The organism is Gardnerella sp. DNF00497B, from assembly GCF_049262725.1.
Classification (GTDB): Bacteria; Actinomycetota; Actinomycetes; order Actinomycetales; family Bifidobacteriaceae; genus Bifidobacterium; species Bifidobacterium leopoldii.
Map to the genome: position 1 here is coordinate 1,436,503 of NZ_CP058400.1, position 19,489 is coordinate 1,455,991.

General features: G+C 43.0%; 19 protein-coding genes and 1 tRNA gene. 3 read left to right on the forward strand and 17 right to left on the reverse strand.

Annotated features, from left to right (window positions below; translation table 11 throughout):
- Positions 1-139 precede the first annotated feature (139 nt).
- From HXT26_RS05650 to HXT26_RS05665, 4 genes are all read right to left on the reverse strand, one after another.
- Positions 140-1,171 (reverse strand): FAD:protein FMN transferase, encoded by a 1,032-nt coding sequence (locus HXT26_RS05650; protein WP_422111975.1) that lies wholly within the window; start codon positions 1,169-1,171, stop codon positions 140-142.
- 344 nt (positions 1,172-1,515) lie between these two features.
- A complete protein-coding gene (locus HXT26_RS05655) occupies positions 1,516-1,722 on the reverse strand; it encodes a hypothetical protein (protein WP_422111976.1) in 207 nt (68 codons plus the stop codon).
- Positions 1,723-1,848: 126 nt separating this feature from the next.
- Complete coding sequence (locus tag HXT26_RS05660; protein ID WP_422111977.1) at positions 1,849-2,568, reverse strand: Fic/DOC family protein; 720 nt, start codon at positions 2,566-2,568, stop codon at positions 1,849-1,851.
- 20 nt (positions 2,569-2,588) lie between these two features.
- Positions 2,589-2,774 (reverse strand): antitoxin VbhA family protein, encoded by a 186-nt coding sequence (locus HXT26_RS05665; RefSeq protein WP_004105736.1) that lies wholly within the window; start codon positions 2,772-2,774, stop codon positions 2,589-2,591.
- Positions 2,775-3,299: 525 nt separating this feature from the next.
- Here HXT26_RS05665 and HXT26_RS05670 point away from each other — a divergent pair.
- The gene (locus tag HXT26_RS05670) at positions 3,300-4,583 is read left to right on the forward strand and encodes an ATP-binding protein (RefSeq protein ID WP_422111978.1); all 1,284 of its coding nucleotides are present in this window, start codon (positions 3,300-3,302) and stop codon (positions 4,581-4,583) included.
- Between the two features lie 567 nt (positions 4,584-5,150).
- Here HXT26_RS05670 and HXT26_RS05675 read toward each other — a convergent pair.
- From HXT26_RS05675 to HXT26_RS05715, 9 genes are all read right to left on the reverse strand, one after another.
- Positions 5,151-5,465, reverse strand: coding sequence for a F0F1 ATP synthase subunit epsilon (locus HXT26_RS05675; protein WP_032835331.1), 315 nt, complete (start codon positions 5,463-5,465; stop codon positions 5,151-5,153).
- Between the two features lie 2 nt (positions 5,466-5,467).
- Positions 5,468-6,955 (reverse strand): F0F1 ATP synthase subunit beta, encoded by a 1,488-nt coding sequence (gene atpD, locus HXT26_RS05680; protein WP_004105740.1) that lies wholly within the window; start codon positions 6,953-6,955, stop codon positions 5,468-5,470.
- Positions 6,956-6,961: 6 nt separating this feature from the next.
- Positions 6,962-7,966, reverse strand: coding sequence for a F0F1 ATP synthase subunit gamma (locus tag HXT26_RS05685; RefSeq protein ID WP_004574170.1), 1,005 nt, complete (start codon positions 7,964-7,966; stop codon positions 6,962-6,964).
- 3 nt (positions 7,967-7,969) lie between these two features.
- On the reverse strand, positions 7,970-9,631 hold the full coding sequence (gene atpA / locus HXT26_RS05690) for a F0F1 ATP synthase subunit alpha (RefSeq protein ID WP_415707394.1): 1,662 nt from the start codon (positions 9,629-9,631) through the stop codon (positions 7,970-7,972).
- 16 nt (positions 9,632-9,647) lie between these two features.
- The gene (locus HXT26_RS05695; RefSeq protein WP_004105743.1) at positions 9,648-10,229 is read right to left on the reverse strand and encodes a F0F1 ATP synthase subunit delta; all 582 of its coding nucleotides are present in this window, start codon (positions 10,227-10,229) and stop codon (positions 9,648-9,650) included.
- Positions 10,230-10,327: 98 nt separating this feature from the next.
- Positions 10,328-10,870 carry a F0F1 ATP synthase subunit B gene (locus HXT26_RS05700; RefSeq protein ID WP_101885844.1) on the reverse strand — a complete coding sequence of 181 codons (543 nt, stop codon included), beginning with the start codon at positions 10,868-10,870 and terminating at the stop codon, positions 10,328-10,330.
- A 60-nt stretch (positions 10,871-10,930) separates the two neighbouring features.
- Positions 10,931-11,164, reverse strand: coding sequence for an ATP synthase F0 subunit C (gene atpE, locus HXT26_RS05705; protein ID WP_101885843.1), 234 nt, complete (start codon positions 11,162-11,164; stop codon positions 10,931-10,933).
- A 100-nt stretch (positions 11,165-11,264) separates the two neighbouring features.
- Positions 11,265-12,119 carry a F0F1 ATP synthase subunit A gene (gene atpB / locus HXT26_RS05710; RefSeq protein WP_004105753.1) on the reverse strand — a complete coding sequence of 285 codons (855 nt, stop codon included), beginning with the start codon at positions 12,117-12,119 and terminating at the stop codon, positions 11,265-11,267.
- Between the two features lie 199 nt (positions 12,120-12,318).
- Positions 12,319-13,350 carry a homoserine O-succinyltransferase gene (locus tag HXT26_RS05715; protein ID WP_032842366.1) on the reverse strand — a complete coding sequence of 344 codons (1,032 nt, stop codon included), beginning with the start codon at positions 13,348-13,350 and terminating at the stop codon, positions 12,319-12,321.
- 155 nt (positions 13,351-13,505) lie between these two features.
- On the opposite strand from HXT26_RS05715, the gene HXT26_RS05720 reads away from it, so the two are divergent.
- Positions 13,506-13,579: transfer RNA gene (locus HXT26_RS05720), tRNA-Met, on the forward strand.
- A 99-nt stretch (positions 13,580-13,678) separates the two neighbouring features.
- On the opposite strand, the gene HXT26_RS05725 is transcribed toward HXT26_RS05720, so the two are convergent.
- Genes HXT26_RS05725 through HXT26_RS05735 form a run of 3 tightly spaced genes read right to left on the reverse strand, consistent with a single transcriptional unit; the run spans position 13,679 to position 17,599 of the window.
- Positions 13,679-14,704 carry a tetratricopeptide repeat protein gene (locus tag HXT26_RS05725; protein ID WP_004574175.1) on the reverse strand — a complete coding sequence of 342 codons (1,026 nt, stop codon included), beginning with the start codon at positions 14,702-14,704 and terminating at the stop codon, positions 13,679-13,681.
- A 41-nt stretch (positions 14,705-14,745) separates the two neighbouring features.
- The gene (locus tag HXT26_RS05730; protein ID WP_004574176.1) at positions 14,746-15,810 is read right to left on the reverse strand and encodes a hypothetical protein; all 1,065 of its coding nucleotides are present in this window, start codon (positions 15,808-15,810) and stop codon (positions 14,746-14,748) included.
- Positions 15,803-17,599 (reverse strand): hypothetical protein, encoded by a 1,797-nt coding sequence (locus HXT26_RS05735; protein WP_422111979.1) that lies wholly within the window; start codon positions 17,597-17,599, stop codon positions 15,803-15,805. Before HXT26_RS05735 ends, HXT26_RS05730 begins: the two co-directional genes overlap by 8 nt.
- Positions 17,600-17,678: 79 nt before the next feature.
- On the opposite strand from HXT26_RS05735, the gene HXT26_RS05740 reads away from it, so the two are divergent.
- On the forward strand, positions 17,679-18,665 hold the full coding sequence (locus HXT26_RS05740; protein WP_116442573.1) for an FKBP-type peptidyl-prolyl cis-trans isomerase: 987 nt from the start codon (positions 17,679-17,681) through the stop codon (positions 18,663-18,665).
- 97 nt (positions 18,666-18,762) lie between these two features.
- Here the strand turns inward: HXT26_RS05740 and nucS are convergent, their stop codons facing one another.
- Positions 18,763-19,470 (reverse strand): endonuclease NucS, encoded by a 708-nt coding sequence (gene nucS, locus HXT26_RS05745; protein ID WP_004105764.1) that lies wholly within the window; start codon positions 19,468-19,470, stop codon positions 18,763-18,765.
- Positions 19,471-19,489 lie beyond the last annotated feature (19 nt).

Sequence of the window (19,489 nt, forward strand, 5' to 3'; positions counted from 1 at the left end):
CCAACTAAAACTTGCCATTACAAAGGCCCCACAGGTACATAATATCGACATATCATGTAGATTGATATAGTTCTACGCAAAAAACACGCAAATATTACAAAAATGATATTGATAACGATAATTATCAATCTTTTTGCGATTATGCAGCAAAAAAATACGCTGGAAAGGCGGCCGTTTTGCGAAGCGCATAATTTGGCGAGATTACAACAAACTCAGCGCCGGCAGTTTGCACAATTTTTTGCAAATCGTTTTCTTGCGAAACAAAAAGCGCAGTTGCGAGCGCGTCGGCATAAGCAGTTGGAAAAGCGCAAGTTTTAGCAGGAATATACGCCCAGCTTGCAGAAAGTTTTTGCGAAGGAACGCCGTCTAAAGCGTTAATCAGATGAGTTGCAATTAAATTAGATTCAAAAGCATTGTCTGCAAGGCAATTTGCGTCTTTTACTTTCCAACGCTTTCTTGCAGCAGACGAAGCACACAACGCTCCGCTTGCAATTGATGCCACTCCAACTGCTTGCGTTGTATCAAAAGGATTTTCCAGCGCAACTTTTATTTGGTAATCTTCATCGCTAAAGCAAGCGCGCATATCACCGCCGGCATTTACCAAAAAATCGCAATCCGAAAGCGAATCGTCACCAAGCTCGTCTTTAAGAATATTCGTTACAAGATCTACAAAATAACCCTTCCCAGCTGCCCCAAAATCAAGCTGCACTGGCTGATTTGTGTGAAGCGTTGTGCCGCTGTCATCTCGAGAAATATCTGCCCACTTAACTGGAAGAGAGCGGCGATATTTGCTCCAGCTGCCACTGACACTGCCACTATCCTTGTTCGCACTGCCAGCCGGCTCCGGAACGAATTGCACGGAATTATCGTAGCCAAGCGCAAGCAAATCCGCGCCAATACAAGCGTCGAAAGCTCCGCGAGTGGCATCGTAAAACTCGTCGTAAATTGCAAAAAGCGGCTGTGTCCACGCCGGAAACTCAAACTCACCGCCATGCTCCGCACGAGCCATGCGCGAAACAAACGAATCTTCACGAAAGCGCGAAAGCACCGATTCATACTCTTCAACAAAAGCGCGAATCCGCTTCTGCACGCGCTGCGAAATCGGCTTGCTGCTAGAGATAATAATCCCCGTTCCAAGCGCGCGCTCAATCGCAACAACATTCCTAAACATCGCTTGCTTCAATCCCTAAGTCAAAACTCTCTGTTACTCGTCAAAATCCGCAACAAAACAACAAAAACAGCAAAATGTCGACATAGTTTACAGACAGTCTCATTCTATACCGACATTTTTAAAAAATAGCAGCATAGCACACAAAAACATTCGCCTATACCTACATTCTGGCAAAATGAAGGCATAGCGTGCAAAAAATATTCATCTATACCAAAATTTTTGCAAAAACGCATTATAGAAATATTTACGGCACTGGCAACATAACGCAACTCGTTTCTGCGTAGCACGATTTACGCGTTTTAATGAATACCCATAACAACTAGCTAAGAAACAAATAAACAACGCTACTTAAGCAACCAATCAACAATGTTTTCAACACGAATGCCGTCGTAATCATCTAAAGCCTTACTCAAAGTAATAACCAGCTTTTCATAATTATTCTGAATCTTCCGAAGCGGCTTTAACTCTCGCTCGCGCATAGACTCATCCATCATGCTTTCAGTTACTTGAATATAAAGCTTTTCGCAAGCAGAAGTCGCAACAAAATCCACCTTTTACAAGTTTAAGTCATTCATGACCTAAACTTTTCTTTTTCGTGAGTTTAAGTTATTGATAACTCAAACTTTGTATTTTTGCAAGTTTAGATTGCACACTATAGCGATACATAATTGCTAGATTCAATCTATACCATAACGCGTTTTATACGCAGCGTAATCCTTATCTTGCAAAACACTAGCCACATTCGGCGCGTATTCGTATTCTTCTTCAACAAGATGAGCAAACTGCTGTTGAGCTAAAAGCTCAATATTCAAAGGCTTTGTAATAATGTGGAACATGCCCTCAAGAAGCTTTGTATCGTTAGCATCTTTAGCCTGGATTGAAGCTTCGTCGTTAACACGCTGCGTTATTAATCCCCAATCGAAATGGTATCCAGCATCTCGCGCAACTATATCCCAAAAAACGCGTTGCGTTCTACCATTGCCCTCACGAAATGGGTGTAAAACATTAAAATTATTGTAATTTACGCTTAGCTTACTAATAAACTCGTCAATAGATAAACCTTGTAATAAATTATCATTTTTAAGCGTTTGCTCGCAGTAGCGAATTCCAACGCCCATATATTCAAGCGGATGAAACGGCTCGCCACCGCCTTTAGACATGTCAATAGTGCGAATCTGACCAGCCCAATCGTAAACATCCTGGAAAAGATAATGATGAATCCACTGCAATTGCTTAACAGTTCCTTCAGCATGCGGCAAATTTTCGTACAAAATAGAACATCTTGTGAGAACAGCATCGTTCTCATATTTATCTAATTCAATCTGATTATTTATATTAGATTTGTTCTTCAATACCCTTGTGTGAGGAATAAGATAAGGGTCAAAAACTGTTTCCACGACGCACACAACCCAATAACTTAATCCATTACGCCATATCTAGAACGCATTCTAGCAACAAATTCGTCACTGGTTATAAGACCTTTAGCATATTGATTTGCGTCATAAAGAAACTCTTTTGAAGGCGAATTGCCTTCAAGTCTGCCTGAAGCTATTGCAAGACCCAAATTTTCTTGACGCCTACGTTGCGTTTCTTTATCAATCATTTCTTCTCCCTGCCAACACACGCACCCAAATCAAAAATAACTACGCACTATTTTACTATTCGCAACGCATTTTGATTACTGCATATTCTGCTTACAACACATTTTTGTTGCATCATATTTTGCGATTTGACGAATCCAGCATCGGCAACATAACGCCACTAGTTTCGGTGCAACATGATTTACGCACTTTAAAACTAAGCAAATCCCACTTCGCAAATTTGAAAATTTTTTAATTTTGCGAAGTCAGATGATATTTGCACAAGCCGCAAAACACAAAAAACAGAACGCAATCGGAAAATGCATAAAGAAAAGAGCCTTCGCGCGAGCGCAAGCAAGAAAACAAACAAGCGAACGCGAACACAAATAGACACTCACTTTCAAAAGTGAAAAAATATTACAGTTTTGAAAGTGAAAATGATATAATACTTTCAAAAATAAAATAAAATTAAAGTTTTGAAAGTGAAAATACGAATCTGCTTTCAAAAGTGAAAAATACTACGATTCTGAAGACGAAAGGCGATTGAAATGAAACTCATTGAGAGAACAGATTACTTAAATCGCCTAAAGCGACTTAAAGGCACACCAGATATAAAAATCATTACCGGGATTCGACGCAGCGGAAAATCGGAGTTGCTGCGCGCTTACCGCACGTATTTAGAAAACACCTACAGCAATCAAAGTAGCAAACTTTACGCGTCAGCAAAGCATGCGCAACTTCCAAACGCACTACAACAACAAAATAACCTAGATAATCAGCAACTTAACATAATCAACATTGACTTTAATAACCTAAATTATGAAAATCTGAAAAATTACAAAAGCCTTTTTGCATACGTTGAAAGTCGTTATATATCAGATGCTTACAACGTTCTCATGATTGACGAAGTGCAATTATGCCCAAAATTTGAGCTTGCGATTAATAGCCTTCACAATAGCAATAAATACGATATTTACTTAACGGGATCCAACGCATTCTTACTTAGCTCGGATCTTGCAACACTATTTAGTGGAAGATTTATTGAGATACCAGTATTCCCTTTCAGCTTTGCAGAATATTGCGAATACTTTGAAATAACAAGCAACTTTAACGATGCTTTGCAAAAGTATTTACAACAGGGAGGACTTGCCGGCTCATACGTTTACGCTAACCAAGACGATGCAAAAGCGTACATAAAAAACGTGTATACAACTCTTGTTAAACGCGATTTAGTAGACAAATACGCAATATCGGAAGTGTCACTTCTTGACTCAATATGCGAATTTTTAATGGATAATATTGCAAATCTCACAACCGCAAATAATGTAAGCTCAATACTTAAGCAGAATCAGATTGAAACAACTCACATAACTGTTGGCAATTATCTAAAATATCTATGTAATGCATTCATGTTTTATAAAGTAAAACGCTACGATATTCGCGGCAAAAAATACTTAGAAACAAACGAAAAATACTATTTAGCAGATACTGCACTTCGCTACGCAATTCTGGGCACTCGCAACATGGATTACGGAAGAGCATACGAAAATATTGTGGCACTTGAGCTTATGCGAAGAGGATACTCAATTTACGTTGGTAAACTTTATCAAAAAGAAGTAGATTTTGTGGCAATAAAGGCGAGCGAAAAGCTTTATATTCAAGTTTCAGACAATATTAGTGACAACGCAACGTTGGAGCGCGAACTTGCGCCACTAAAAGCAATAAAAGACGCTTACCCTAAAATCCTGCTTGCAAATACGCGTCACGATTCTTATGACATTGAAGGAATCCGCGTAATAGACATAGCACAATGGCTGCTTAACGCAAACTGAGCACAACGTGAATGATATTACATGTAGCTCACACAAAAATCCGCAAAACACAAAAGAAAAGAGCCTTCGCGCGAGCGCAAGCAAGAAAACAAACAAGCGAACGCGAACACAAATAGGCACTCACTTTCAAAAGTGAAAAAATATTACAGTTTTGAAAGTGAAAATACGCATCTATTTTCAAAAGTGAAAAATACTACATACTGCGATTCTGAAAACAAAATTAACGATGATTCCAAATTGGAGCGCGATACTGCTACTATCGCCAACACAATCCCAAAACCCAAACCAAAGCTCATAACAAACCTCGCACCACTGCGCGGCAGAAACTTTACAGCGGCGTAAAGTTTCGGTCGGATTAAGGCTGTAAAACGTCAGAAACTTTACAGTCATGTAAAGAAACAGTCGCGAAATAGCAGAAAAACGGCAGAAACTTTACACGCGAGTAAAGAAAAAGTCGTCTACACACCAAAAAACGTCAGAAACTTTACAACGCGCGCCAAAAACAAAAGGCAGGAGCTCGGGATACCCAAACTCCTGCCTTTTCGCTTACTTCACTTATACGTAAGCCTAAATCACCTTAGCGTTAGGCAGCACGTTGCCGTCTTTATCAACGTTACAACTATGCTCAACAGCAATAGTAATATGATCAGAATCAACAGAGAAGAAGCCGTCTGTCACTTTAAAAACGTGACGCACACCCTTCAAATCGTCAACCTTCACAAAACCGTGATCAATCAACGCAAGCACAGCCTCATGTCCAGGAAGCACGCCCATAGCGCCATTCACAGAAGGAATAACCACGAACTTGGCGTCACCTTCCCAAACAGGATGCCTGGCTGCCACCACACTAACGTGCAGCGATTTTACTTGCTTCTCCGACATAATCACGCACCAAACTCTTGCTGCATATCGTGCCAACGACGCTCAAGATCATCAATGCCACCGATACCAGAGAATGCCTGCTCAGGAATCTCATCGTAAACACCATCGCAAATGCGAGTGAATGCCTCAATGGTTTCGTCTGCTGGCACATAAGAACCTGGACGACCAGTGAACTTTTCAGCCACATAGAAGTTCTGACCAAGGAACTGCTCAATCTTACGAGCGCGGCTCACAGTAGTCTTATCTTCCTCACCAAGCTCATCGATACCAATCAAAGCGATGATGTCCTGAAGCTCCTTGTTACGCTGCAAAATAGCCTTAACGCGGTTTGCGCAATCATAATGAGCCTGACCAACGTAACGCGGATCCAAAATTCTAGAAGTAGAAGTCAAAGGATCCACAGCTGGGTAAATACCCTTAGCTGCAATATCACGTGAAAGCTCAGTAGTTGCATCCAAGTGCGTAAAGGTTGTTGCAGGTGCAGGATCAGTGTAATCATCTGCAGGAACGTAAATAGCCTGAAGTGACGTAATGGAATGGCCGCGTGTAGAAGTAATACGCTCCTGCAATGCACCCATTTCATCTGCCAAGTTTGGCTGGTAACCAACTGCGGAAGGCATACGACCCAGCAAAGTGGACACCTCAGAACCAGCCTGAGTAAAGCGGAATATGTTATCGATGAACAGCAACACATCCTGATTCTGCACATCGCGGAAGTACTCAGCCATAGTCAAAGCGGTAAGAGGCACACGAAGACGAGTCCCAGGAGGCTCATCCATCTGACCAAAGACAAGCGCTGTTTTCTCCAAAACGCCAGCATCAGCCATTTCGCCAATCAAATCGTTACCTTCACGGGTACGTTCGCCAACGCCAGCAAACACAGACACACCACCGTGATTCTGTGCAACGCGCTGAATCATTTCCTGAATCAACACAGTTTTACCAACGCCTGCACCACCGAACAGACCAATTTTACCGCCCTGAACGTAAGGGGTAAGCAAATCGATAACCTTAATACCAGTTTCGAACATCTGAGTCTTAGACTCAAGCTGATCAAAAGCAGGTGGGTTACGGTGAATTGGCCAACGCTCAGTTACTTCAATATGCTCGCCAGGCTTAGCATTCAAAATGTTGCCTGTAACATCGAACACGTGACCCTTAGTAACGTCACCAACAGGTACAGAGATTGGACCGCCAGTATCTCGCACTAAAGCACCACGAACCAAACCGTCAGTAGGCTTTAAAGCAACTGCACGCACAGTCGAATCACCAAGGTGCTGCTCAACTTCCAGCGTGATCTCGTGAACGGTATCACCTTCCGTGTTACCAACGGTAGCAATATCGACTTTGAGAGCATTGTAAATATCCGGCAGATAGCCGACTGGGAATTCAACGTCAATCACGGAACCCTGAACGCGGGTTACGCGACCAGCTGTTGGATCGACCTCCTGCTCAGCTTCTGGAGGCGCTGTGGTCTGATTTTCAGCCATATGCTCCTAATCCTCCTCATTATTCAGCGCATCAGCGCTGCCGATAATCTCGGTAAGTTCTTGAGTAATGGATGCCTGACGAGAAGCATTAAGCTTTCTTGTCAAATCATCCACCAAATTGCGGGCGTTATCTGTAGCCGTATGCATAGCGTTCTGTCTGCTTGCCGTTTCGGAAGCAGCAGAAGTAAGTAAGCACTCGTGAATACGAGACTGAATATACTTCGGCAAAACAGCATCCAATACTTCATCCGGGCTTGGTTCGAAGCAATACTCCACAGCTTCTGGATTGCTGCGGCTAACTGCTTCTTCACGAGCCGAAACTGCGCTCGTAGACGACAACGCTGCTGAAGGACCAGATGCTGCTTCATAGTCAGGACGATGCATAGAAAACTCTTCACCGTCCTTCAAAGGAACCAGCTCAACTGGCAGCATGCGTAACGTACGAACTTTTTGCCTCACCATATTTATAAATTCAGTGAACACAATATACAGTTCCGAAACTCCGCCTTCTGCTTCCGGCGTCATATAAGCGTCCATTAAAGTATCGGAAATCTTTTCAGCAATAGTAACGTCAGGATGGTCAGTAGAACCTTCCCAAGTACCTGCCACATCGCGATTGCGATACTTGTAGTAAGTTGCACCACGTCGACCGTACACGTACAGTTCTGCATGTTTACCTTCTGCATCGAGTTTTGCAAGAAGTGCTTCAGTCTCACGAATAATCGAAGACGTAAACGCACCTGCCATACCACGATCAGAAGTAAGAGCCAAAACTGCTACGCGATTGCCGGCATGCTCTTTACCAAAAATAGGATGCTTAATATTTGCTTCGTGATGAGCTACCAACGCCTGCACGGCATCGAAAATTGCGTCACTATAAGGCTTAGCATTAAGCGCAATATCTCGCGCTTTAGCGATATGAGAAGACGCAATCATTTCCTGAGCCTTAAAGATTTTACCCAAAGACTGTGTGGAAATAATTCTCGATTTCAATGCAAGTTGGGAGGACATACGCTACTTCCCCTCAGGCTCGCGACTGTCTGCTTTTGGCTTAGCTACAAGCTGTTCCTTCTCAACAGGAGCAGGGTTTTCAGCCGGCGGCAAAGAATCCTTTACAATCAAAGGCTTGCCAGCAGATGTCTTAAACGTCCTACGGAAATCATCAATGGCTGCATCAAGCTTAGCTTCAGTTTCCTTAGTGAAGTCTTCAGTATCGCGAATTACTTGCAAAATGTCGGTTCCTTTATCCAAGTAATCCAACAATTCGCTTTCAAAACGCAACACATCCTTCACAGGAATATCGTCAAGCTTTCCATGAGTACCAGCCCACACAGAAACAACTTCTTGCTCCATTGCTCGAGGAGAGAACTGCTTCTGCTTAAGTAGCTCAGTCAAACGAGCGCCGCGAGTAAGCTGTGCCTTTGAGGCTGCATCCAAATCAGAAGCGAACATTGCGAAGGATTCCAAAGACTTGTAACGAGCCAAGGAAATCTTCAACATGCCGGAGACTTTCTTCAAAGCCTTAGCCTGAGCTGCGCCACCAACACGAGACACGGAAATACCAACGTCTACTGCTGGACGCTGACCTGCGTTGAACAAATCAGACTGCAAGAAGATCTGACCATCGGTGATAGAAATCACGTTGGTTGGAATGTATGCAGAAACATCGTTTGCCTTGGTTTCGATAATTGGAAGACCGGTCATAGAACCGCCACCCAAATCGTCAGAAAGCTTAGCACAACGTTCAAGCAGACGAGAGTGCAAGTAGAACACGTCGCCTGGGTAAGCTTCACGCCCAGGTGGACGACGCAAAAGCAGGGAAATTGAACGGTATGCTTCTGCTTGTTTCGACAAATCATCGAAAACAATCAAAACGTGTTTGCCGTTGTACATCCAGTGCTGACCGATTGCAGAACCAGTGTAAGGTGCAATGTATTTAAAACCTGCAGAATCAGAAGCTGGGCTTGCCACGATTGTGGTGTACTTCATAGCTCCTGCTTCTTCAAGGCTTTGACGCACTGAAGCAATAGTGGAACCCTTTTGACCGATTGCTACATAAATGCAGCGAACCTGTTTCTTTGGATCTCCAGTTTCCCAGTTAGCCCGCTGGTTAATAATCGTATCTATTGCGATTGCAGTCTTACCTGTTTGACGATCACCAATAATCAACTGGCGCTGACCACGACCTATTGGCGTCATTGCGTCAATAGCCTTCAAACCAGTAGACAATGGTTCATCGACTGGATGACGGTGAATAACGTCTGGAGCCTGGGCTTCAAGAATACGACGCTCATTGCACTCAATCGTACCCAAACCATCGATTGGATTACCCAACGGATCAACGGTACGACCAAGATAAGCGTCACCAACCGGCACAGACAACACCTCGCCTGTGCGGTATACTTCCTGCCCTTCCTCAATGCCTGTAAAATCGCCGAGAATAACAACGCCGATTTCGTGTGCATCAAGGTTGAACGCAAGACCCAAGGTATCGTTCTCGAATGTGAGCAGCTCGTTTGCCATGCAGCCGGACAATCCAGCTACGTGCGCAATGCCGTCACCAGCCGTAACAACATAGCCAACTTCTTGCGTTGGCATGTCTGCAGGCTTATACGAGTCAACGAACCCGTCGAGTGCCTTGCGTATCAGGGCGGGATCAATAGATAGTTCCGCCATAATTCTCCTTAATTTACTACTTCACTGCCTGTGTCCAAGCACCATTTCGCGCAGAACGCTGCAACTGCTTAAGCTGCATCAACATGGTGCGATCGGTTATTTGATCACCGATTTGTATACGCATACCACCAAGCACATTTGGATCCACAATTGGGTTAATGTATGCACGATGACCCAACTTATCGCTGTAGATTTCAATCAAACGCTTAATTTGCTTATCTGTAAGCGGCTGAGCAGTAGTGACTGTAACCAATGTTTCTCCAGCTTCACGCTCAAATCCTGACCAAGCGCCGCCGAAGCTACCTGTTTTACCGCTTTCGGCACCTCCGTGCCAAGTTCCTACTAGATAATGCATAATGCGCAATACAACAGGGTGCGCCTTACCTCCAATAAGCTCGTCAATAAGGCGAGACTTATCTTCCGAAGACCTATTCGGATCAGTAATCGCATCAGAAAGCTCAGGATACTTATCAATCATGTCCATCATTGACGAAAGCTCGTCCGAAATGCGCTGCGCTTCATCGTGCGCATCTGAGATGGCCTGAGCAAGCGAAGAACGCGACAAACTATCGTTTACTCGCGCTGCCTTTTCTGGCATTCTTACCTCCTCGTTTCTGTAAAAACGAAGTAACGCAAATAATACAAAACGAAATAACCGTAATTTTATTTTGCGATTATTCAGTTTTGCACATTACTTTACTTGCTTTGATCCGAATTTTTAGTGTCTCCAACTTCATCGATCACATGATCAATAATCTTGGAACTGACGGTATCGTCATCCAATTTGGATGCAAGAATCTTGCCAGCTAAAGCTGCTGCAAGAACCGATACTTCTCCTTGGAGGCTGGACATGGCATGCTTATGCTGAGCCTCAATAGAATGCTGTGCTTCACTGATAATCTTCGCAGCATCCTTTTCAGCGCGTTGTCTAGCTTCGCCAATAATTTTTGAAGCTTCCGATCGAGCCTCTTCACGAGTATTTGCAGCATCAGTTTGAGCTTGAGAAAGTTCGTTTTCAATCTGGCTCTTCAACTCGTCTGCTTCACGCTGCACATTAGCAGCCTTAGCCATTCCGCCTTCAATTTTTTCTGCACGCTCATCAAGAATTGCCTGGAATTTAGGCATAACGAACTTGTAGAAAAACGCTGCAAGAACAACTAAAACAACCAGCGACCATATAACGTCGTAAGGCTCCGGCAAGAACAACGCCAGTTTATTAGTTTCGGCTGCATATGCCATGGCTTGTCCTTTCTATTCTTTCAACACTTGTATGCGTTGGAACGAGTTGTTTCGTTCGGTTCAGCTTCCCATAATGTAGGCAACGAATCCGAGCAAGCCCAGAACCTCAATGAATGCCAAGCCAATAAACATGAACAACTGAATACGGTTGCCAACTTCTGGCTGGCGTGCAGTGGATTCCATAGCCTTGGCTACAACCATTGCCATTCCGATAGCAGGGGAAAGAGTAGCAACAGCAAAGCCTAGAATGCTAAGGTTGCCCGTCAATCCTGCGAGAGCGATGATACTATTCATTGGTTTCCTTTCTTTAGGAACAGTAACCAGTTATAAACCCTAAGATTATCAAACCTGTTTTATCTGTTTGCTTTAACTAGCTTTAATTAGTTTTACCTATTTATGCAATAGCAACAGCAGATTTTTCTTCTTTCTCGGGGTAACTTTCCGAAATATACACAGATGCAAGAACGGTAAAAATAAACGCCTGCAAGCCTGCGACTATTACTTCGAATACTGTAAACAGAATGCCACCAAGCAGCCATAATGCACCGCCTAAGGCAAGGAGTTTATTGCTGGAATCCACCACAAAGAAGTTGGTGAATACTAGACAAGTGGCCACCAGCAAATGGCCAGCAATCATATTCGCAAACAAACGAATTGTAAGCGAAAGTGGTCGCACAATCAACAATTCCAGAAGCTGCAATGGCGTAAGAATAAAGTAAATTGGCCATGGCACGCCTGCTGGGAACAAGGATTCGCGGAAGAACGTTAGGAATCCTTTTTCTCTAATTCCAGTTATTAAGTATTGGCATACAACCCAAAGAGCAAACACTAATGGCCCTGTAATAGTTGCTGTTGCAGCCATATTTAAGCCTGGAATAACTGAGCAAAGATTAAAGAAAAATATTGTTATAAAAAGAGTTGTTATCATTGGCACATAACGCTTGCCGCGCTCTTCGCCAATCATTTCGTACACAATGTTAAATCGCACAAAGTCCATTAGAATTTCTAGCACGCTTTGGAATCTTCCTGGAACCACTTTTGCGCGAGCTGCTCCAATGCCAAAAATAATCATAACGATTACGGCCATAATAATACGCACCATAACAATTCGGTTCATGGCAAATGGAGTGCCTTGGAACAAAATCTCTGGAGGCAAAAACTCACTAATATCAGGTAGCTCTGGTTTATTCGAAGCTACAGTAGAAGCTACAGTCGTGGTCTTCTGTAAAACATCAACCATCACATCCATAAGTGCCTCCTTATAGCAATCCGTTCACACGCCTCAATTCAGTGCCGCTCACTCACATACTCAATTCAATCATTCTCGCGGCATATATATCAACTAGATCATATGTTTCATATTTCGTAAGGCGCGGGGCACGAAACGAAAAATATATCTAATTGCTGATTGTACTCTTTGCTTGTACATAATTACGCAACTTCAAAATTTATTTGTTCATACCGTACTTAATGCCGTCAAATGGATAAAAATTATCGGAGCGCGGAGAAGCCGGCTCATGCCTTATAGAACGTTCAGTTCCAAGCCTTCCAGCAGCTCTTAAATGAGGAATATCAGAAAGATTGTAAGGCGTAGTTTCGTACACCCAATTAAGCCAGTTGCGCCAAAGCAAATTCGCGTGCGCACGCCAAGAAAATAGTGGCTCTAATTTTGGATCGTCATGAGGGAAATAGTTGTAAGGGAATGGCACGTTGCTCAAACCTTTTAACATGTCACGCTCATATTCCTGCGCAAGAGTCATTTTGCCATATTCCCAATGTCCTAGCGCAAAAACTTCAGAAAAATCACGCGTAGCAACTAATCCCGGACCAGATTCGGGACCATACGTAAGAATTTGTAAACGCTGATCTGCAGAAATGCTGTCAACATCAACACTCGCTATTCTAGAATGCGGTTGTAAAGCGATTTCATCAAAACCATTTGTAAGAAAACAGTACTCATCCTGCAAATATTGCGGGAACACGCCAAAAACTTTTTTGCTGAGAACATGCTTTTTTACGCCATATCGATAGTAAAGCGCACCCATTGCGCCCCAGCACAAATACATTGTTGAGAAAACGTGTGTTGATGCCCAGTCAAGAATTTGCGTAAATTCGTGCCAGTAGTCGACTTCTTCAAATTCCATATGCTCAACAGGAGCGCCCGTCACAACGAATCCGTCGTAATAGTTGTTACGAAGTGCGTCAAGATTTTCATAGAATTTTACTAAATGATCAGCGCTAACATGTGTCGATACATGCGTAGAAGTTTTCATAAAATCGACGTCAACTTGCAAAGGAGACTTAGAGATGAGTCTCAAAAGCTGAGTTTCTGTCTCGATTTTTTTGGGCATAAGATTCAAAATCAACAAACGAAGTGGTCGAACATCCTGCTGTTCTGCTTCTGGGCGTTCCAATGCAAAAATTCGCTCAGCATCTAATATGCTTCGCGCTGGCAATCCTTCAGGAATCTTAATAGGCATGTGTTTATTATACTCCACACTTGTTTATGTTTATTATGTCTATGTCACTCATGTACACGAATCGTAAAATTCTAACCAAATACAGCGAGACACGCCCGAAAGTTGACAAATCTAAATTTGCACCTATCGTAGATAGAGCTGCTAAAAGTAGCCGACGCGGGGTGGAGCAGCTCGGTAGCTCGCTGGGCTCATAACCCAGAGGTCCATGGTTCAAATCCATGCCCCGCTACTAAAGCCAAGAATCACACAAATTTCTCACGATTGTTGTGGTTCTTGGCTTTTTTGTTTAATACTACATAAGTCGCCCAAAAGCGTCATCGCGCAATAATCAATAAAGAAGAATTGCAAGACGGCGACGAGCGCGCGCAAGACGCTCATCATCTGCAGGAAGTATGGCAAAATACTCAAGCATACGAGAACGAATAGCATCCGCATCACTCTTATGACCAGATGCAAGGAAGTCAAGCAGTCGCCCAAAAGCGTCATCAATATGACCGTCAATCATATCTACATCTGCTACTGCAAGCTGCGAATCTAAATCATCCTTATTATCGCCAGCAGCCTTTCTAACCGCAGCAACATCAGTATTAGTATTACGCGAAAGCAACAAAGCTTTTGCATGTTCACGCGATGCAAGCACATCATGAGGATCTGCTTCCATTACTTTTGCATACTCGCGTGCAGCACCTTCATAATCACCCTTCATAGCAAGCGAATGAGCTTGCTCATGAGCAGGCGGAACATTCTCAACAGAGTTATTCCCGGAACTATCTTGATCTGAGTCTTTAGACATTTCAGACTTTTTCTCAACCGAGGATTCCACAAAAGGAGCAGTTCCAGCAACACCAGAGCGTTCAGCAACCTGAACCAATTGCGGCAAAATAGTGCCACAAATCTGCTGTAATTCCTCGTCGCTAGGTAAACCTTGCGCAATAGGCATAGGACGTCCGCCAATTAAACCGTAAATTGCAGGAAGCTGCTGCGCTTGCAATGCTTGAGCAATACTTGGGCTTTCATCAGAGTCGATACGAGCTAACTGCATACGACCGTCAAGCGCGTTAACAGCATCCGCTAATTTCTGTGCCACATCATAATAGGCCTCGTCATTAGCTTGCCAAAGCAAAATAACAATTGGGAAACTTACAGACGTTTGCACCATCGCCTGAAAAGACTGCTCATTAACATCGATTACATAGCCGCCAGCTTTTGGAGCAGAAGAACCAGTAGAGCCCGATGCAGCTTTAGCAGCTTGCTTAGCTTGAGCTTCTACGCGACGCTTTACGCCTTCTAAATCTACAGCCCCAGCAAGCGAAAATCCGCCAGGATTCATGCCTTGCGCTTTACTACTCACCATTTTTCCTCTTTTCCAAGCACACTAAATTGTACTTACAAAATTTATAAAGCTTCTACCTTAATAGGCTGACGCTCAGCACCAACAGGAATAATCTTCATATGAGAACTAGCTGGAGGAACTACTAGAGCAATAACATTTACGTAAGTTACTCGCATAGTACCTTTTGCTTTACCATCGCCAAATAATGCTTTTTCTTCATCAGAAGCAGGACGAGATTCACGCCCTTCACCAGCTTTACGAGTCCACACAGAATCTATGCGCGCAACAACCAAATCGCTTCCATCGCTTGAACGCATAATGCTTATTTGTTTGAGATTTGGTGTAAAGATTTGTTCTTGAGAGCCTTTATTTCGCTCCATTCCAGCTTGCACTGCTTTAGAAAGTTCAACTAACTTTTTACGCAAATAATCGTCAGCAAAATGCTTCGCGTACTTGCTGTTTTCACCATTTTGTAAAACGTCTGCATACGCAGCTACCGCTTCATCTGGAGTCATCACCAAACCAGTATCATTAGATTTACCCATTGAAGAACCAATACTTGGCACAGCAAATTTAGGAAGATGCACTCCAGGGAATAAGCGCGCAACAGCCCAAAGTTTATAATTCGAACGCGCTCTCTGTTGACGTAAAACCAGCAAACGTTTTGACTGTTGATCTTTAGTAGTAGTTGTAATAGTCATTAAATCTCTTGGCCAACCAGAATTAGTTGGCACAATAGTTTGCGCGGCTTCACGCGGAATAGTGGTCTTAGGATCTAAGTTTCCAGTTTTGTTTGCAATCGTAAGCTCGCTCGTGCGAATATCGAGAGCAGGTCCAGAAACTGCTTGAGATAATGAATCCACATCTTTTTCGTCATTTGCCTTTTCTAGAGTGCGAAGCAACCCCAAGCGGATATCTTTTTCTTGGAGCATAGTCACATTAGGCAACTCTTGATTACTACGCGCTTCAGCAGGTTTCGGCACCTGCCCATCGCAAGCAGATAATCCAGTTACCATAACCGTTGATACAACACATGCTATTAATGTGACTATGTTGTTGCGCAATACGCCTCTATTTTTACTGTTTACGCGGTGAATATCGACATTAGTATTACGCATTTTATTCATTTCCTCGCTCACTTGAAGAATTACCGCGGTAGCCTTTCCCATTTTTTCTGTAACGACCGTTACCACCGTCTCCTCTAAACCCATTTCGTTTTATGCGAGACTGCTTATCGTTGCTATTTTTAGACGAATTTTGACGCTTGTTTGATTCTGAGTTGCGATAGTTTTCGTGATCATTAAGCTTTTTCTTACTAGATTCATGTGAAATCTTGCTATTACTATCTGAAGGCTTGACCGTTTCTAAACGTTTCTTTGCAAACTTTTCAGAATTATTAGCATTGTTTCTATCGTTCTGACGGTTACGCCTCTTGTTATTCTGCTGTGCATACTTATTTTGCTGCTGATGCTTATCCTTATGATCGTTCAGACTATTGCCATCCGACGCGCTTGCGTAAGATTTTTTCTTATTTCGCGGAGTCTTAATATTCTGAGAATTCCGCTTATATTGCTTATTTTCTGAATTTGCTGATTCCGCTGAATTTCCAGAATATTTCGCATTCCCTATATCTTCCGCATTTGCTAAATCTTCCCCGTTTGCCGCAGCATCCTGATTGTGCAAATCATTAAATTCATCATCAGCATTGCCTAAGTCATCTAAATAAGAATTATCGTCATGTTGCTGCATAAAGCGCGCGGCAAACGCAAGCATTTCATCTTGTGCAATAACAGTAGTTTCAGCCAAAGAATCAGTAGATGCAACCGCTGTAGAAGCAGACGCAATTCGAGTTTGCATACCATTTGAGTCGCCGCTTTGCATTGGATCTTTGCGACGACGCGCATGATCCCCATGCCTTGCGTGGCTTCCAGAATCCTTCTTGTGTCGTTTGTGACCAAAAATACCAGACATGGTTCCAGAAATCGCCTCAGCAAAGGTGACTTCGTCACGCTGTGCAGACTTTACTGCCAACGCTCCTGAACGGCTAGCTATTAATTGCTTATTACGACGACGATGCGGAGCCATTGCAAAAATAGTTGCAGAAAGTATAGCTAATACTGCAAAAAGTGCTCCTACAAAATATAAAGGCGTTGCAAAATCTGGAATTTGATTACGACGCCACCGCAATTCTATGGAAGCTTCCGGTATATTATCCCCCAAATCAATTAGCAAAACACGTCTAGCAGCCTGCGAACGCAGTGCAGAAGAAGCAGTATCAGAGCTATTTGACTTACTAGAGCGAGTACCTGATTTAGACATTGTGCCGTTTGCAACAGCATGATCGTATGACGCAGAACCAGAAGATTGAACATAATCTGCAGTATTTATTGCCAATTTCGCTAAACCAAGCTGGCATGTAACTATAGGCCATAAATTAGATTCTTGGAATTTTACGTCAGGATCCTTAATGTCCACAGAGTCACCCGCTTGCACAGAGGTTCTACCAGACACTTCAGAAACTGAAAGATTATTCCAATCACGCAAACCGGTAATTCTTTGTACTGGAGAACCTGCCACCCAGCCTCTTACGTCTTTCGTTAAACCTACAGCAACACAAATAGGCTTACGCGTATGCAAAGCAGCAACACTAATACGAACCCTGTTATCTACAAGATTCAAAACACCAGGGTCAGTGACAATATAACGAGTTCCAGATACTTTAGCGTACGCAATAACCACATTACTAGGCTTCCAAAATGTTGAGTTGGCAACACCAAGAACAACACTTAATACTGCAAGCAAAGCAAAAAATGGAGCTACAACGCCGCGCATGATTTTACTGCGCAAAGTGAGCCGTCGCATTGGTCGTCGCATTGGTCGTCCTTCTGTATCAGAAGCATCTTCTATATTTGTCATAACGATACCATTCTACAGTCTTTTAATATTACTTGCATGTTTTGATGTAAAAATCAGCGTCAAGCGGTAATGTGAGGCTATGAAAAAAATCAAAACATTAGGACAAAAATCTCTTTTACTTCGCGCTTTCGCAACTATTAGCGCAGTAGCAATGTGCGTAGTGCTTGCTTCATGCGGAGAAAATTCTGACAATAACAATTTAACTGATGAAAACGCTCAAAAAGCTGGAATGCAGTTGCTGGAAGGCATAAGCGCATCAGGAGAGCTGGGCAAAAAGCCTAAAATAACGCTGAAAACGCCTGTAAAAGTAAAGCAAAATACTTATGCCGTTTTGCAACGAGGCAACGGAGAAACAATTAAAGAAGGCGATCGCGTATGCTCTCAGGGCATTGTGTTCGACTCCAAAACCGGCAAAGAGCTTATGAATACTTGGAAAGAAGGCAAAGTTGATTGCTCAATTTCCATTAATAAAAACTCTACAAGCCGACCATATTACGCTTTAATTAAGGGCAAAAAAATTAATACGACTATTGCTTTGGGCGTAAGCGGAGGAGCCAAAAATCCTTCATATATTATGGTTCTTACAATGGTTTCGCGATCAAAATCTCTAACTAGAGCAACAGGCAAAGCTGTTACGAATATTCCCGCAAATTTGCCGAAGGTAACTCTTGATAAATCTGGAGCACCAACCTTAGATAAAAATAACTACGTTCCAGACGGAAAGCTTGTTTCTCAGACTTTGATTGAAGGAACCGGCAAAAAAGTAACTGCAAAAGACACAGTTTCCGCTCATTACACTGGTTGGACTGCCGATAAAGACGGCAAACTCCATCAGTTTGATTCTTCTTGGCTGCGTGGCATACCTGCAGACTTCCAACTTGCGGGAGGAGTAATCCCTGGTTGGACTAAAGGCTTAACTGGCAAGAAAGTCGGTTCCCAAGTTCTTTTGGTAATTCCACCAGAAGATGGCTACGGTAAAGAAGAAAAGAAGGATGCGCGCGGAAACGTAACTATTCCTGCAAATGCCACACTGTACTTTGTAGTCGATATTCTTTATGCTTCGTGAGATTTGTAATTTTGCAAACTGTTACAAAATTAACTAGCGATTCATAAATAATAAACCCCTCCTTCCCGAGGGGTTTTTACATATTTAGAACACATATTTAGAACAGACGAAGATCGTTGGACTCGACTCCACGCATTTCATCGTAATCCAATATTAAGCAAGTAAATCCACGATCCTCAGCCAAAACACGGGCTTGTGGACTAATAGTTTGCGCAGCAAAAATACCTCTAACCGGCTTAAGTAACGGATCTCTATTCAGCAACTCACAATAACGCGTAAGTTGCTCAACGCCGTCGATACCGCCATGCCGCTTAATCTCAATAGCGACATGTACACCATCCGCGTCCTGAGCCATAATATCCACTGGGCCGATAGCCGTAGGATATTCACGGCGCACCAACGTGGCACCATCGCCGATTCGTTCAATCTGCTCAGCCAAGTAACGTTGCAAATGATCCTCAACACCATCTTTAACTAAGCCAGGATCCTCACCCAAATCGTAAGTATTATCACTATAAACATGCTCAAGCGAAATCATAAGCAAATCATCGCTTTTAGCAGCAGCAACACGCAAAATACAGCCATCTACAACAATGCCAGCATCGGATTCGCCGCTATCTTCTTTACGTAAAACACGCATAGTACAAGGAGCTACCATCCAATTAAGAGGTTTATACGCACCAAGCTCAGAAAAAATAAGTACGCTGCCATCTGCTTTAATAAGCAACACTCGCTTAGCTAAAGGAAGCGTGGCATTTAACCTACCTGTATACTCTGCACTGCAATCTGCAACAATAATTCGCACACAGCAAGCATAACAGAAA